Here is a 13,941-nt window from a genome sequence, read left to right as displayed (position 1 = left end):
CTGACAAGCCTAACGGAGGAGCTGCGGCGTGAAGAAGCTTTTGCCAACATTGGCGGTGGGAGGTGCCTGCGCTGCAGGTTGCGCGGCGCCGCTCGCCCTCACTCTCCTCTCAAGATCCGGATCGACGCTCCTTGTCGCTGGCGCCCAATGGTTGGCGTCCATCGCTGCGATCGGCCTTGCAATAGTCCTGTGGCGCTGCCTACGCCCGCTTCCTTTGGCCGCCGTTGGTGGCACTGGCGGCTGTGGTTGCTCGGTCTCTTCCGATCACCAGCAACCGGCTCAAAAAGCAGCTGCGGCTATCGCATGCACGTTGTCGGCCAGTGAATATCAACAACGTGCGATGCAGATCCGGGAATTGGCCGCTCGATTCCTCCGATTCGCTCAACGTGACGACTTGCGTCTCAAGCTGACCTACGACCGATCGGCAGCGAGCGAAGTCCGATCGGTTGTTCGCAACGAACAAACGTGCTGCCCCTTCTTGCACTTCGACGTCAAGGAGGACGACGCCAGCATCAAAGTCGTCATCACCGCTCCAGGAGAGGCGCGAGATGCCGCCGACCATCTGTTCGGTCATTTCGCGCCAGAACTCGCTGATACCTACCATTCCTCACCTGAAAAGGAGACTGCCCTGTGAAGACCCGTCGTTTCGTTGTCGCCGCCGCCTTGCTTCTGTCCTGCGCGATCGATGCGCTTGCGGCGGATCGCTTCGCCTACGAGCAGAAGGCATTCGAGGCAGCTCGAAATGCAGGTAAGCCTATTCTTGTGCACGTGACGGCGCCGTGGTGCGGCGAATGTAAGGCCCAGAAGCCGATTGTCGCCGCGCTCGCACAGCAACCGGAATACGCCAACCTCATGATCTTCGACGTCGATTTCGACAGCCAGAAGGAGGCCCTCCGCTCTCTCAATGTGCAGAAGCAAAGCACGCTGGTCGTCTACAAGAACAAGGCGGAGACCGGACGCGCCGTCGGCATCACGCGGCGCGAGGCTATTGAGGATGTTTTCAAGAAGGCTCTGTGATAGTCAATGGAAGTTGCATCAGTTGGCTTAGCATTCGTTGCCGGCCTGATCTCGATTTTTTCCCCCTGCGTTCTGCCGTTGCTGCCCATCGTGCTCGGGACTGCGGTGTCAGAACACAGGTTCGGTCCCGCGGCACTCGTCGCGGGACTCGCCATTTCCTTCCTTGCTCTGGGTTTGTTCGTCGCCACGGTCGGGTTCTCGCTCGGCTTCGGCGCGGAGGTGTTCCGAACGACGGCGGCCTCCTTGCTCTTGGCCGCCGGCATCGTATTAGTCGTTCCGACCTTGCAAAGCCGGCTGACGCTTGCCTCCGCGCCTGTCGGTAATTGGATCGTGGGCCGTTTCGATGGCAGCAACAGGCAAGGCTTGGCGGGACAGTTCGGCTTAGGGCTCATGCTCGGCGCGATCTGGAGTCCCTGTGTCGGTCCAACGCTCGGAGCGGCCTCGGTGTTGGCCGCACAAGGACGAGACTTGCCTCAGGTCACGCTGACCATGTTGGCGTTCGCATTGGGGACGTCCTTACCACTGCTGGCGCTGGGCCTCGCCTCCCGCGAAGCGCTCCTGCGATCGCGCGGAAAAATGCTGTCCATGGGGAAGTCAGGCAAGCTCGTGCTGGGCGTTACGCTGGTCACAACGGCTGCGCTCATCCTGAGCGGCCTAGATAAAACCGTGGAAGCATTGCTATTACAGGTTTTGCCGACTTGGCTGACGGAGCTTGGCGGCTCCTGGTGAGGAAGCACCGTGTCGCCCAACTGATCTCCGGTCATGGCCAGGCTGTGTGCCGGTTTGAGGCCGCAAAACCTCGGAAAGAGGACATCGCGCAAGCCGCGCCAGTGAATCTCAATTTATAAGTACACGGCGTAGTTGCGTCGTGGATTGGCGCCGGGCTTGCGGATAACCCGACCACAATCACGTCTCCGTCATCTGCTCGTCATGCAGCGCGTCGAATACTCCGGACAGATCGACGTAGGAGGGCACGATGACTTCACGACGCAAGCTGATTGCTGCCGCCGCAGCGGCGATGACTCTGTTCTCCGTCCCCAGTTGGGCGCAGTCCTGGAAGGATAAATATCCGGAATTGGTGCTCGCCTTGGTCCCGGCCGAGAACGCCACCGGCACCCTCGACCGCTACACTCCCTTCGTGAACTACCTGTCGAAAGAGCTTGGCGTGAAGGTCACGCTCCGGGTCGCCAACGACTACACCGCCGTGATTGAGGGCCAGAAGAATAAACAGATCCATATCGGATATTATGGCCCCGGATCCTACGCCCGCGCCAATACCGTCTCCAGTGGCAACGTGGTCCCGTTCGCTACGACGAAGAACAGCGACGGAACGATTGGCTATTACTCTGTCATGTACGTGCGGGCTGACAGTCCCTACAAGTCCATCCAGGACCTGAAAGGCACCACGCTGGGCTACGTCGATGTCGAATCGACCTCCGGTTACAAGGCCCCGAATTTCTTTCTGACGCAGCAGGGGTTTCCGATCGACAAGTACTTCAAGCTCGCCCAAACGACTGGCAGCCACGAAAACGCGGTGCTGGCTCTGGCGTCGGGAACAGTTGATGCAGCCGTCAACTGGTGGAATTCCGAGGACGATTCCAACCTGACGCGCATGCTGAACAAGGGCATGGTGAAGAAGCCGGACGGTTCGGCGATGACGAAGAGCGACTTCCGCATCGCCTGGAAATCGCCTCTCTTGCCGGGCTCGCCGTTTGCCTACCTCGCCGATATGCCGGACGAGCTGAAAAAGGCCATCGTCAAAGCCTTCATCGAGGCACCCGCAAAAGACAAGGCGATGTATGACAAGCTCTCGGACGGCAAGGACATCGGCTTCGTCGAAGTCACGGCCAAGGACTACGAAGAATCGGTAAAGATGAATTTGTGGCTCGACCAGCAGCGAAAGAAAAAGGACAGCTGAAGGTCTGAGCTCCCCAGATCATGCGCCGCTTCGGGGCCAACAGATGAACGGGAGTTTGCACCGTCTTCCTGATGCGAGGACCGCGCACCTGCTCGCCAGCTATCGCTCGGCCGTCGCCGTAAGGCGACGCCGGGCCTGGATTTTTGCAGCCGCTGTTGTTCTTTCGGCTGCACTGGCCGCCTGGGGCGGCGAAGTCAATGTGGAGAAGTTCTGGCAGGGACTTCCGCGATTTGGGTCGTATTTCTACGACATCATGCCTCGGCTTCGGCTTTCAAATTTCGCAGACGATTTCAAGGAGTGGTATTGGAATTGGGACAGCTGGCTCCGGCTGCTCGCTGAGACCCTCCTCGTTGCCTATGTCGGAACCTGCCTTGGCGCACTCGGCAGTTTTGCCTTCTCCTTTCTTTCGAGCCGCAATCTCGTGCCAAGCGCCGCCATCCGCATGTTTGCGCGACGGACCTTCGAGTTCTGCCGGACCGTTCCTGACATCGTGTTCGCCTTGCTGTTCGTCTACGCTCTGGGGCTCGGGCCTGTGCCGGGTGTCCTGGCTATCGCCATTCACACCTTCGGAGCGCTTGGAAAGCAGTTTGCCGAAGTGGTCGAAAATATCGATCCCAAGCCTGTGGAGGGCCTTCAAGCAACGGGAGCCAGCTGGCTGCAGCAGATTCGGTTCGCCGTCCTTCCTCAGGTCATCTCCAGTTTTGCCAGCTACGCGCTGCTGCGATTTGAAATCAACGTCCGCGGGGCTTCGGTGATGGGCTTTGTTGGCGCCGGCGGCATCGGCAAGGAGCTGCTGAGTTCGATCCGACAGTTCTACTATTCCGACGTAAGTGCCATTCTTCTGATGATCATCGCGACCGTGTTCGTGATCGATGTGATCACCGAGCGGGTCCGGCATCAACTGCTTGGTGCGGAAACCTTTCAATGACGCAACACATAATCGTTGATGAAGCCGAGAGACGGCGCCTGCGGCAGGCCTATCCAGACGTGTTCGCCGCGCCCCTGAAAAAGCGCGTCTTGCCGCTTCTTGTTCTTGTGGTCCTCGTCGGTCTCTTGATTTTCGGAATGGTCTGGCTCGGCTTTTCCGCCGAGAAGCTGTGGAATGGCGTTGGCAGGTTGCGCGTGATCCTCGGCCTGATGTTCCCGCCAAATCCGGGAAACTTGCTGCACCTTTATCTGCGCGGCCTGGCCGAGACGCTGTCGATCGCTTTTCTCGGCACCCTGTTAGCTGCGCTTCTGGCGTTTCCTGTCGCCTTCGTTGCGGCGAAGAACATTGTCGCCCAGAGGGTAATCCACTTCCTTTCGCGTCGCGCGCTGGATTCCATTCGAGGCATCGACACTCTGATCTGGGCTCTGATTTTCATCAATGTCGTCGGGCTTGGTCCGTTCGCGGGGATTCTGGCCATCGCGATGTCGGACCTCGGCTCGTTCGGAAAGTTATTCTCCGAGGCCATTGAAACAGCTGATAAGAAACCGAGGGAGGGCGTCCGGTCGACCGGCGGTTCGACCGCGCATGAGATCCTGTTCGGGGTTCTTCCCCAAGTACTCCCCCTGATGTTGAGCCAAGTCCTGTACTACTTCGAATCCAACACGCGCTCGGCAACCGTCATCGGGATTGTGGGCGCAGGGGGAATTGGTTTGTATCTCTCAAATGAGATCACCCAGCAGAATTGGGACCAAGTTTCGTTCCTGATCCTTATGGTGCTGATTACGGTCGCGGTGATCGATCAGATTTCATCGAGGCTACGGTTCGCTATCATTGGTCCTATGTAACTCGAGCCTAGAGAGGCCCGCCAGCGTGGCGAGCTCGCGATTGCCATTTGTCTTTCAATGGCCGGACTTGGCCGTGACGCTTGTCTCGCCGGTCTGTTCCTACGGCCGCCGCCAAATGCCTGGATAGGCTGTTGCCGCGCGCTAAACTGGCGGGAAGAATAGGGCCTTGTAATTCGAAGATTCTAGAATTACAGTAGGAGTACTATAACAGAGCCGTCATGAGACTGACATGAAACTGGACGATGCCGCGGCGCATCTCGAGGCCTTGGGCAACCCGACCCGGCTCAAGATCTATCGGGCGCTGGTCCGCGCGGGCGAAGCCGGCATGCCCGTCGGCAAGTTGCAGGACCGGCTGAAGATCGCGCCGTCGACCCTGTCGCATCACATCAAGACCCTACTTGTGGTCGGGCTGATATCCCAAGTCCGCGAGGCGACCACGCTGATCTGCCACGCCAACTACTCGACCATGCGCGATCTCGTCGACTTCCTCGTCGCCGAATGCTGCGCCGACGAAGTCGCGTGCAAGGAGACGAAGAGCGCGGCGTGATTTTCGCCTGACTTCAATTTCCGTAGTGCTAGGATCATAGGAGAATAGAGATGAGCGAAGCCAAGACGGTGGCGATCATCGGAGCCGGCCCGGTCGGACTTGCCGCAGCGGCCCATGTCCTCGAACGTGGCATGACCCCGGTGGTCCTGGAGGCCGGCCCCGAGCCTGCCCGTTCCGTGCGGCAATGGCAGCACGTTCAGTTGTTCTCGCCCTGGGAGTACAACGTGGACAAGGCAGCGGAGAGGCTGCTGGCGCCGACAGGGTGGAATTCGCCCGACCCTCACGTGTATCCGACCGGTGCCGAGCTGCTCGAGCGCTATCTCGATCCGCTCGCGTCCAGGACTCCATTGAAGGACGTGATCCGGACGTCAAGCCGGGTGACCGCCGTAAGCCGGCTAGGCTTCGACAAGGCCAAGAGCCGCGGCCGCGATGCGGCTCCCTTCGAGATCCGGTATCAGAACGGCAAGGGGCCGGAGACGCTGCGCGCCGACGCGGTGATCGACGTATCCGGCACATGGCACTCGCCCAATCCCGCCGGCGCCAACGGGCTTTCGGCGATCGGCGAGCGTGAGGCGCAGTCGAAGATCGCGTACGCGATGCCCGACGTTCTCGGCAGGGATCGCGCCCGCTACGCCGGCAAGACGGTCGCCGTTCTAGGGGCCGGGCACTCCGCCATCAGCACGCTGACGGACCTGACGAGGCTGGCCGGCCAGGCACCGGGAACGGAAGTGATCTGGCTTTTGCGCGGCAACGATCCGGCCAAGGCCTTCGGTGGCGGCGCGAACGACAAGCTCGTCGCCCGCGGCGAGCTCGGCGCGCACTTCGCATCGCTCGTCGCGTCCGGCCTTGTCAGGGTGGAAGCGGGCTTCCCCGTGTCGCACGTGACTCTGGCGGGCGAGCGGCTCCGGGTCGCCAGCGGATCGGCCTGCTGTGGACGGCATGTGTTGGTCGACGAGCTCGTCGTGGCGACCGGCTTCCGACCGGACCTGTCGTTCCTCAGCGAGGTTCGGCTCCGTCTCGACCCGGCCATCGAGGCGCCGGTGGCATTAGCGCCCCTGATCGACCCGAACGAACATAGTTGCGGCACGGTGCGTCCGCATGGCGCCCGCGAACTCGCCCAGGACGATCGCGGCTTGTACCTCGCAGGCATCAAGAGCTACGGACGCGCGCCGACCTTCCTCATGATCACCGGGTACGAACAGGTCCGCTCCATCGCAGCCGATATCGCAGGCGATCGCGAAGCGGCGGAGCGCGTCGAGCTTGAGCTTCCGGAAACCGGCGTCTGCACGCGGGGCGGCGTCGAAGCAGGCGCGGCCGCAGGCGGATGCTGCGGAGGTCCGGCGCCTGCCGCCGTCGACGCCTGCTGCGCGCAGGATGCCGAAGCAAAGGCCGTCGGCAAGACCGGCTGCAGGTGTTCCTGAGGTGAGATCCGATCAGCTTCGCGTCGTCCTTTCCTTGGGGACGACGCAGACCCTCGCCTGGGCGTCGAGCTACTACCTTCCGGCCATCCTCGCCGATCCGATCGCCCGAGATCTGGGCATCTCGAGCAACTGGTTCTTCGCCGCGTTCTCAGGATCGCTGGTGATATCCGGATTGCTCGGACCTCGGGTGGGACGTCAGATCGACCGCGTCGGCGGCAGGCAAGTGCTCGCGGCATCCAACGTCATCCTCGCAGCGGGGCTCGCTCTGCTCGGAGCGTCGACGTCGGTATCGATGTTGATCGGGGCCTGGCTGCTTCTGGGCGTCGGGATGGGACTTGGGCTGTACGACGCGGCATTCGGCGCGCTGGGCCGCATCTACGGCGACAACGCGCGGAAGGCGATCACCGGCATCACCCTGATCGCCGGTTTCGCCAGCACCGTCGGATGGCCCCTTAGTTCATTCGGCCTCGATGCGATCGGCTGGCGAGGTACCTGTTTCGCTTGGGCCGCAGCCCACGTGCTGATAGGTCTGCCGCTGAACATGCTCTTCCTGCCGAAGACCGTGCCGCTGCGCCAGAGCTCCGGTCCCGTCGTCAAACCGCACATTCCGATCGACCGCACGATGGTCCTGCTGTCGTTCGCCTTCGCGGCCGCCTGGACGGTGACCTCGGCGATGGCTGCGCACCTGCCGCGCATCATGGAAGCGTTCGGCGCTACGCCGGCGCAGGCGGTCTTCGCTGGGATGATGATTGGTCCGGCTCAGGTTGCCGCGCGAGTTTTGGAAGCCAGCACGCTCAGTCGCTTCCACCCGCTGTTCTCGACCAGGCTCGCCTGCATCACGCATCCGATCGGAGCCTGCGTCATCGGCGTGTTCGGCGGCGGCGCTGCGGCGGCGTTTGCGCTGCTGCACGGCGCCGGCAACGGCATTCTCACCATCGCACGCGGAACGCTGCCGCTCGCGATCTTCGGGCCGGAGAACTACGCCTATCGTCTGGGGTTGATCGGCGTGCCGTCGCGGATCTGCCAGGCGCTGGCGCCCGTCGCGTTCGGATTGCTGATCGAGCCGATCGGAGGCGGAGTCTTGATCGTCTCCTCGCTCCTCAGTCTCGCGGCGCTCGGAGCGTTGATGCTGCTTCCGGCACAATCACACGTAAAGGCGGAGAGCGCTGTGGCAGAAGCTCGCTAATAGTCCATAGAAGCCGAACCATTCTAGAAACCTCCGGATCCTCACCCTGATCTTGGTAGAGGATTGCTGCGGCAAGAACGATCACTTCAAGGCGAGCCTTTGCGGAGTCCCGCCAGGCGCAACAAAAGGAAGTCTCTTGGAAGATAATAGGCATCAGCTTACGTCGGACATTCCTAACGTGGATTCCGATCTGTTCCGCACACCGGATCTCGCGGCACTGTCGCAGGTCAAGGCCATCGCGCATCGCCCCCGCATTCTGCTGCTCTACGGCTCGCTCCGCGAGCGCTCGTTCAGTCGGTTCGCGACGGAAGAAGCGGCACGTCTGCTCAGGGCATTCGGAGCGGAAACCAAGATCTATGATCCTTCGGGCCTGCCGCTGCCGGATGACCAGCCGTCCGACCATGCGAAGGTTCGGGAGCTACGCGATCTGTCGGCCTGGTCGGAAGGCCAGGTTTGGTGCAGCCCGGAACGTCACGGCGCCATGACTGGCATCATGAAGGCCCAGATCGATTGGATACCGCTGGCGATCGGCGCCGTCCGTCCTACGCAAGGAAAGACGTTGGCGGTGATGCAGGTCAGCGGGGGCTCGCAGTCCTTCAACGCGGTGAACCAGCTTCGCGTGCTCGGCCGCTGGATGCGCATGCTCACCATCCCCAATCAGTCGTCGATCGCGAAGGCTTACGAGCAATTCGACGAGCACGGACGGATGAAACCGTCGGCGTACTACGACCGCATCGTCGACGTGATGGAAGAATTGGTGAAGTTCACTCTCTTGACGCGTGGCGCGTCGCCCTACCTGACGGATCGCTACAGCGAACGGAAAGAGGCCGCCGAAAAGCTCGCCCAGCGCATGCGGCTGGACAAGGCGATCTGAAGCAGTTCGGATTGTTCGGGCTGCCATGGCGCGGTCGAAGAAGGGGAGGGGAGCATTCGGAATCTGGTCGGCAGTGTCGGCGACGTCCAGAAGATCGTTGAGATCGCTGTCGGCGGAAAGAGCGTCGGCAAGCTGTTCGAGGCGATCACCCTTCGCGGCAACATCGAGTCGATCTGGGCGATTCCGATACCTCTGCCGGCGGAGAACCCCGGCGCCTCCCCTGTCACGAAAGGGGGCATGGTCCGGGGCGCTCGCTGCGCAGCGCGCGCTACGTCCCGCTCTCATCGGTGGCGCCAGTCGATTCCGTGCCGGGCCCGAACCAAATCAGCCGCGAGAACGGCCCGAGGCCGTACACGAAGGCGCGGGGACGAGATTGCGGCTCGTGCTGGAAGCCAGCGAGATCGAATTGGCCGGCCAGGACGTTTTTTGATCGTGAGAATATTGTCTTTCCCGGACGACTTGTGATCGGAATCTTGTCGCCATTCACGCTCCCCGCTAAAATGACCGGTGCGCAGCTTTCAGCTACGTCGCCGACCTTGCGACTCCGCCGCCGACGCCGCGGCGGTCATCGATTCCGGACGGCACTTCGGCAAGGACTCGACGAACAACGATGTCGAGATCGACTTCGCGCTCAACTGGGTAGTCGGCTACTGCAAACCCCGACCGCGCCACGCTCGAGCAGGTGACGGACGTCTTCCGCACCTACCTCAAGGATAATCCGTCCAACCGCGACGGCCTGCCAGCGATCATGTTCCCAGACGCTCTCAAGAAGGCCTGGGCCGGTTCCGGACGGTGAAGGCTGACTGCGTGAAGAAGCGTCGCGCCGGGATGGAGGGCAACTCGCTGCTTACGTTATCGCTTGACCCGGCGACAAGAGTGCCCCGTTTCGCGAGATCGGACGGTCCGTTTACCGTACGAGCAAAGCAGGTCCAAGAAGCGGGTGCGTTGCGCAGTCCCTCTTCAAGTCGCACCGTCTGCTCAATTTTGCGAGGAGATCGCCAATCCTGCGATGGAAGGAATGAAAGCTTTACTCCCAACAATGCGCCGACATCCTAGTTCGGTCTTTAACAGCCGCGCCACGGGCGTTGATGCCGAGTCGAACGCAACCTGAAATTACGCCAGATACCCCCCTTCGCCTTGCTGATGCCGTGAAGATCGCATTTCCTTTAGGAGGAATGACGGTCGCGGGTTTGCGTCGCGAGCGCGACCGTAATCGGTTGGTTATCGAGAAGATTGCCGGCAAGGAATTTACAACGCTGGCTCATATCGAACGGATGCGAGAGCTATGCCGCGAAGAAGCAAGGGCGCCCGACTTCAGCTCAAGGCTGCCCGCCGAAACAAGAGCGGAAAGATCACTCACCAGGCAACCTGGATCATCAGAGACAACGGCCGGGATGTCAGCACAGGCTGCGCTGCAGATGAGATTGCGGCCGCGGAGGAAAAGTTAAGAGACTACATAAGCTCTAAACACACTCCAAAGCGACGAATTCGCCACATAGACGATATCCCTATCGCGGATGTCCTCTCGATTTATGTGGACGCGCAGTTGGACAAGCTTCGCGGTCGTTTCAACGTCGATAGCGAGAACGAAGATATCATCCCCGATATTCGGAAGTTCAAGAAGCGGATCGAACGGTTGAACGAGGGGTGGGGAGCAAAGATGCTGGGCGAGGTAAATGGGGAGGCATGTCGCTCGTACGCCAAGAAGCGGGGCAAGAGGGGAGGTGCGCGCCGAGACCTTGAAGACCTCCGCGCTGCCATTGGTCACCATGCAGCGGAAGGATATCATCGGGAAATCGTGAAGGTCTCCTTGCCGGTGAAGGGCCAACCGCGAGACAAGTGGCTGACGCGCAGTGATGCGGCTAAGTTGGTTTGGACCTGCTGGCGCTATCGCGAAATGCAGAAAGGCTCGCGCCGTCCCATGGACGACGTAAAGGTTCCCACAAGCAAGCGTCCCCTTCGCCATCTTGCTCGGTTCATTTTGTTGGGCATCTACAGCGGAACCCGTGCCGGAGCCATTGCAGCCGCGTCTCCCATTCCGGCGATCGGCCGCTCCTATGTCGACCTGGAACGCGGCCGCTATTACCGCCTGAAACAGGGCAGCGCCAAAACCAACAAGCGGCAGCCGACAGTGCCGATCCCCTTCCGCTTGCTTGCTCACCTACGGCGCTGGCACCGGATTGATCCGGAGGCGAAGCATTTCGTCGAGTACAATGGAAAGCCGGTTACCTCGGTCAAAACGGCGTTCAAGAGTGCTGTGAGGCTTGCAGGGCTTGGTCAGGGAATTTCGCCTCACACTCTGCGACACACCGCAGCCACTTGGCTGATGCAGAGAGGGGCAGATCCTTGGCAGGCGGCAGGATATCTCGGAATGTCGCTTGAGGTTCTGCTCAACACTTATGGCCATCACCATCCCGACTATTTGTCCGACGCCGTCGAGAAAATCGCCAAGCGCGATCCAGCCGGCGAACGAAAAGCGCACGTATCTGGTGCGGTTTCTGGTGCGGTGATTCCGATCAGACGAAACGAAACCTGATAAGTTGCTGATTTTTTTGGTGGGCCCGGCAGGACTCGAACCTGCAACCAGACCGTTATGAGCGGCCGGCTCTAACCATTGAGCTACAGGCCCCGCCGCGAGACGGCCCGCGGGACTGCGCGGCCGGCAACGGTGCGCGGTTCGTTTACAGGGACGAAGGCGGGGGTGCAATGCTGGCTCTGGCGGATGGAAACGCCGGTGCGGCAAGGCCTAGGATTTTTGAATAACCGAAATCGGCGATGATGCCCTTATAGTCCTGTTTTGCCCGACGGCGCAAGCCCACCTCGCCGAGCCTTCGCCCCCGACCCCTGGCCATCGCGCAAGGGGCTCGTTTTTCGATTCCGTAACCCCTTGTAATCCCAAGATCTTTCTACTGTGCATGGGGTTGTTTTCGCACATTTTGTTGGGAGGGGGTCTTCCGATCCCCTCCGATGTCGCGTTGGCGCGCTGTCGGCTCGCGGCAGTTCCCGCCGCTAATCCACCGACACGCCGGCGAACTCCACCACCTTGCGCCACTTCTCGGTCTCGTCGGTGACGAGCTTGCCGAACTCGGCTGGCGTCATCGGCTTGGGGATGCCGCCGGTCTCGGTGAGGCGCGCGACCAGCTTCGGGTCCTTCAGCGCCTCGTTGACGGCCTTGTTGAGGATCTCGATCACGTCGGCCGGCGTGCCCTTCGGCGCGGAGATGCCGTAGAAGCCGACCGATTCGAAGCCGGGCAACGTCTCGGCGATCGCGGGCACGTCGGGCACGCTCGGCCAGCGTTGCGGCGAGGTGACGCCGAGCGCGCGGACATTGCCGCCCTTGGCCTGCTCCATCGCGGAGGGGAGGTTGTCGAAGATCAGCTGCACCTTGTTGGAGATGATGTCGGGGAAGGCGATCGCCGAGCCCCGATAGGGCACGTGCACCATGTCGCACTTGGACATCACCTTGAACAGCTCCGCCGACATGTGCACCGAGGTGCCGTTGCCGGACGAGGCAAAGGAGATCTTGCCGGGATTGGCCTTGCAGTAGTCGATGAACTCCTGAACCGTCTTCGCCGGGAACGCGTTGGAGACGACCAGCATGTTGGTGAGCTGCATGATGCTGGCGACCGGCACGGTGTCGCGCAGGAAGTCGAACGGCAGCTTCTTGTAGAGCGAGGTCGAGATCGCGTTGTTGGGCGCGACGAACAGCAGCGTGTAGCCGTCCGGCGGTGAGGTGATCGCGGCAGCGGCCGCGATGTTGCCGCCGGAGCCGGTGCGGTTCTCGACGATGAATTGCTGGCCGAAGCGGTCGGTCAGCCACTGCGCCATGATCCGCGCCACGATGTCGACCGGGCCGCCGGCGGAGAAGCCGATGATCCAGTGCACGGGACGGTCGGGATAAGCGGCGGAGGCGGGAGGTGCGGCGCCCAACAGCGTTGAAAGGAAAACCAGCCCGAAAACACTGTTACGCAAAATTCGCAACATGACGCCTCCCATTGTTCTATTGTCGTTGAGCTGCATGCTTTCACAAAAACGGGGCGCTGCCTACATCGCCGCGAGTCGATGTTGACGCGCCCCCGCCGGGACCGACCATGAGATTCGCGACCACCCTTGTTCTCGGCGCGGCGCTGCTTTCAAGCCCCGCCGCCGCTCAAACCGGAGGCAACGCCATTCCGACCACGACACCCGGCCTGACGATCAGCTTGGGCACCGCGACGCCCGGCGGCGGCTTTCCGCTCTATGGCAACGCCTTTGCGCAGGCGATGAACGCGGCCGATCCGCAAGTGATCATCGCCCCGCGCAACACCAAGGGCAGCAACGAGAACATTCCGCTCTTGGAGAAGGGCGAGCTCGATCTCGCCTTGGTGGCGGGCGAGCCGGCCTATGAAGCCTTCGCCGGCATCGGCCGCGCGCCGGTACGGCTGAAGATCCTCACGGCGATCTATTCCAACCCCGGCATGTTCGTGGTGCGCGCGGACAGCCCCTACAGGACCATTCGCGATCTGGTCGGTCAGCCCGTCGCATTCGGCGCCAAGGGCTCCGGCCTGCCGATCCTGGCGCGCTATGTGCTGGATGGTCTCGCGTTGAAGCAGGACGAGGACTTCAAGGCCGTCTATCTCGACCGCGCAGGCGACGGCCCCGCGATGGTCGAGGATGGCCGCGTCGCAGCACTCTGGGGCGCCGGCATCGGCTGGCCCGGCTTCGCCGCGGTCGCCTCGAGCGCGTCAGGCGCGCGCTTCATCGCGCCTGACACCGAGGAGATCGCGCGCATCCGCGCCAAGCACGCGTTCCTGAAGCCGCTCACCGTGCCCGCCGGCAGCTACCCGAACCAATCCGAGCCGATCGCCTCGCTGGGCTCCTGGAGCTTTGTGCTGACGCGCGAAGATCTGCCCGACGATGTCGCCTATCGGCTGGCGAAGACGCTCCACAGTGTCGAGCCGACATTCTGCAAGCAGCTCGCCCAGGCCTGCGAGACCACGGCCGCGAACACCGTCGCCGCCGCGCCGAAGCCCGAGCTGATCCATCCGGGCGTGATGAAGTATTTTCGCGAGATCGGTGTGGTGAAATAGCGCTTCCTTCCTTCTCCCCTTGTGGGAGAAGGTGGCGCGAAGCGCCGGATGAGGGGTTGTCTCCGCGAGCTCAACAGCGAGTTGGACTCGCGGAGACAACCCCTCACCCGGCTTCGCTTCGCGAATCCACCCTCTC

General features: G+C 61.8%; 13 protein-coding genes and 1 tRNA gene. 12 read left to right on the top strand and 2 right to left on the bottom strand.

Translation table 11 applies throughout. The features are described 5' to 3' along the window. Positions 1–28 precede the first annotated feature (28 nt). The 11 genes from AC0L3P_RS18560 (at position 29) to AC0L3P_RS18510 (ending at position 11,272) form a co-directional block, all read left to right on the top strand. Positions 29–634 carry a hypothetical protein gene (locus AC0L3P_RS18560; RefSeq protein ID WP_473303728.1) on the top strand — a complete coding sequence of 202 codons (606 nt, stop codon included), beginning with the start codon at positions 29–31 and terminating at the stop codon, positions 632–634. Further along, entirely contained in the window at positions 631–1,017 is a 387-nt protein-coding gene (locus AC0L3P_RS18555; RefSeq protein ID WP_473303726.1) for a thioredoxin family protein, read from the top strand. Before AC0L3P_RS18560 ends, AC0L3P_RS18555 begins: the two co-directional genes overlap by 4 nt. A gap of 6 nt (positions 1,018–1,023) precedes the next feature. Then, positions 1,024–1,746: a cytochrome c biogenesis CcdA family protein gene (locus AC0L3P_RS18550; protein WP_473303724.1), complete on the top strand. Its 723-nt coding sequence runs from the start codon at positions 1,024–1,026 to the stop codon at positions 1,744–1,746. 247 nt (positions 1,747–1,993) lie between these two features. Further along, on the top strand, positions 1,994–2,935 hold the full coding sequence (gene phnD, locus AC0L3P_RS18545) for a phosphonate ABC transporter substrate-binding protein (RefSeq protein WP_473303722.1): 942 nt from the start codon (positions 1,994–1,996) through the stop codon (positions 2,933–2,935). A 43-nt stretch (positions 2,936–2,978) separates the two neighbouring features. Continuing rightward, positions 2,979–3,863 carry a phosphonate ABC transporter, permease protein PhnE gene (gene phnE, locus AC0L3P_RS18540; RefSeq protein WP_473303718.1) on the top strand — a complete coding sequence of 295 codons (885 nt, stop codon included), beginning with the start codon at positions 2,979–2,981 and terminating at the stop codon, positions 3,861–3,863. After that, a complete protein-coding gene (gene phnE, locus AC0L3P_RS18535; RefSeq protein WP_473303714.1) occupies positions 3,860–4,708 on the top strand; it encodes a phosphonate ABC transporter, permease protein PhnE in 849 nt (282 codons plus the stop codon). The genes phnE (AC0L3P_RS18540) and phnE (AC0L3P_RS18535) overlap by 4 nt, the downstream gene beginning before the upstream one ends. Positions 4,709–4,937: 229 nt before the next feature. Next, positions 4,938–5,255, top strand: coding sequence for an ArsR/SmtB family transcription factor (locus AC0L3P_RS18530; protein WP_473303710.1), 318 nt, complete (start codon positions 4,938–4,940; stop codon positions 5,253–5,255). 50 nt (positions 5,256–5,305) lie between these two features. Further along, a complete protein-coding gene (locus tag AC0L3P_RS18525; RefSeq protein WP_473303705.1) occupies positions 5,306–6,676 on the top strand; it encodes an NAD(P)-binding domain-containing protein in 1,371 nt (456 codons plus the stop codon). A 1-nt stretch (position 6,677) separates the two neighbouring features. After that, entirely contained in the window at positions 6,678–7,862 is a 1,185-nt protein-coding gene (locus AC0L3P_RS18520) for an MFS transporter (RefSeq protein ID WP_473303703.1), read from the top strand. Positions 7,863–8,040: 178 nt separating this feature from the next. Further along, on the top strand, positions 8,041–8,736 hold the full coding sequence (gene arsH, locus AC0L3P_RS18515; RefSeq protein WP_473303699.1) for an arsenical resistance protein ArsH: 696 nt from the start codon (positions 8,041–8,043) through the stop codon (positions 8,734–8,736). A 1,285-nt stretch (positions 8,737–10,021) separates the two neighbouring features. Continuing rightward, positions 10,022–11,272, top strand: coding sequence for a tyrosine-type recombinase/integrase (locus tag AC0L3P_RS18510; RefSeq protein ID WP_473303697.1), 1,251 nt, complete (start codon positions 10,022–10,024; stop codon positions 11,270–11,272). A gap of 17 nt (positions 11,273–11,289) precedes the next feature. Here the strand turns inward: AC0L3P_RS18510 and AC0L3P_RS18505 are convergent. After that, positions 11,290–11,365, bottom strand: a tRNA-Ile gene (locus tag AC0L3P_RS18505). 380 nt (positions 11,366–11,745) lie between these two features. Continuing rightward, the gene (locus tag AC0L3P_RS18500; RefSeq protein ID WP_035969311.1) at positions 11,746–12,720 is read right to left on the bottom strand and encodes a Bug family tripartite tricarboxylate transporter substrate binding protein; all 975 of its coding nucleotides are present in this window, start codon (positions 12,718–12,720) and stop codon (positions 11,746–11,748) included. Between the two features lie 107 nt (positions 12,721–12,827). Between AC0L3P_RS18500 and AC0L3P_RS18495 the strand changes: the two genes are divergently transcribed. Further along, positions 12,828–13,805 carry a TAXI family TRAP transporter solute-binding subunit gene (locus AC0L3P_RS18495; RefSeq protein ID WP_473303691.1) on the top strand — a complete coding sequence of 326 codons (978 nt, stop codon included), beginning with the start codon at positions 12,828–12,830 and terminating at the stop codon, positions 13,803–13,805. Positions 13,806–13,941 lie beyond the last annotated feature (136 nt).

This window comes from Bradyrhizobium sp. WSM4874, assembly GCF_055811835.1.
The sequence above is the reverse complement of the archived record's forward strand: the minus strand, read 5'-3'. Positions and strand labels throughout refer to the sequence as shown.

Excerpts from the sequence above, each read along its gene's own strand:
- phnE (WP_473303714.1), top strand. The coding sequence starts at position 3,860 with ATGACGCAACACATAATCGTTGATGAAGCCGAGAGACGGCGCCTGCGG.
- AC0L3P_RS18550 (WP_473303724.1), top strand. The coding sequence starts at position 1,024 with ATGGAAGTTGCATCAGTTGGCTTAGCATTCGTTGCCGGCCTGATCTCG.
- AC0L3P_RS18525 (WP_473303705.1), top strand. The coding sequence starts at position 5,306 with ATGAGCGAAGCCAAGACGGTGGCGATCATCGGAGCCGGCCCGGTCGGA.
- AC0L3P_RS18500 (WP_035969311.1), bottom strand. The coding sequence starts at position 12,720 with ATGTTGCGAATTTTGCGTAACAGTGTTTTCGGGCTGGTTTTCCTTTCA.
- AC0L3P_RS18495 (WP_473303691.1), top strand. The coding sequence starts at position 12,828 with ATGAGATTCGCGACCACCCTTGTTCTCGGCGCGGCGCTGCTTTCAAGC.
- phnD (WP_473303722.1), top strand. The coding sequence starts at position 1,994 with ATGACTTCACGACGCAAGCTGATTGCTGCCGCCGCAGCGGCGATGACT.
- phnE (WP_473303718.1), top strand. The coding sequence starts at position 2,979 with ATGAACGGGAGTTTGCACCGTCTTCCTGATGCGAGGACCGCGCACCTG.
- AC0L3P_RS18510 (WP_473303697.1), top strand. The coding sequence starts at position 10,022 with ATGCCGCGAAGAAGCAAGGGCGCCCGACTTCAGCTCAAGGCTGCCCGC.
- AC0L3P_RS18530 (WP_473303710.1), top strand. The coding sequence starts at position 4,938 with ATGAAACTGGACGATGCCGCGGCGCATCTCGAGGCCTTGGGCAACCCG.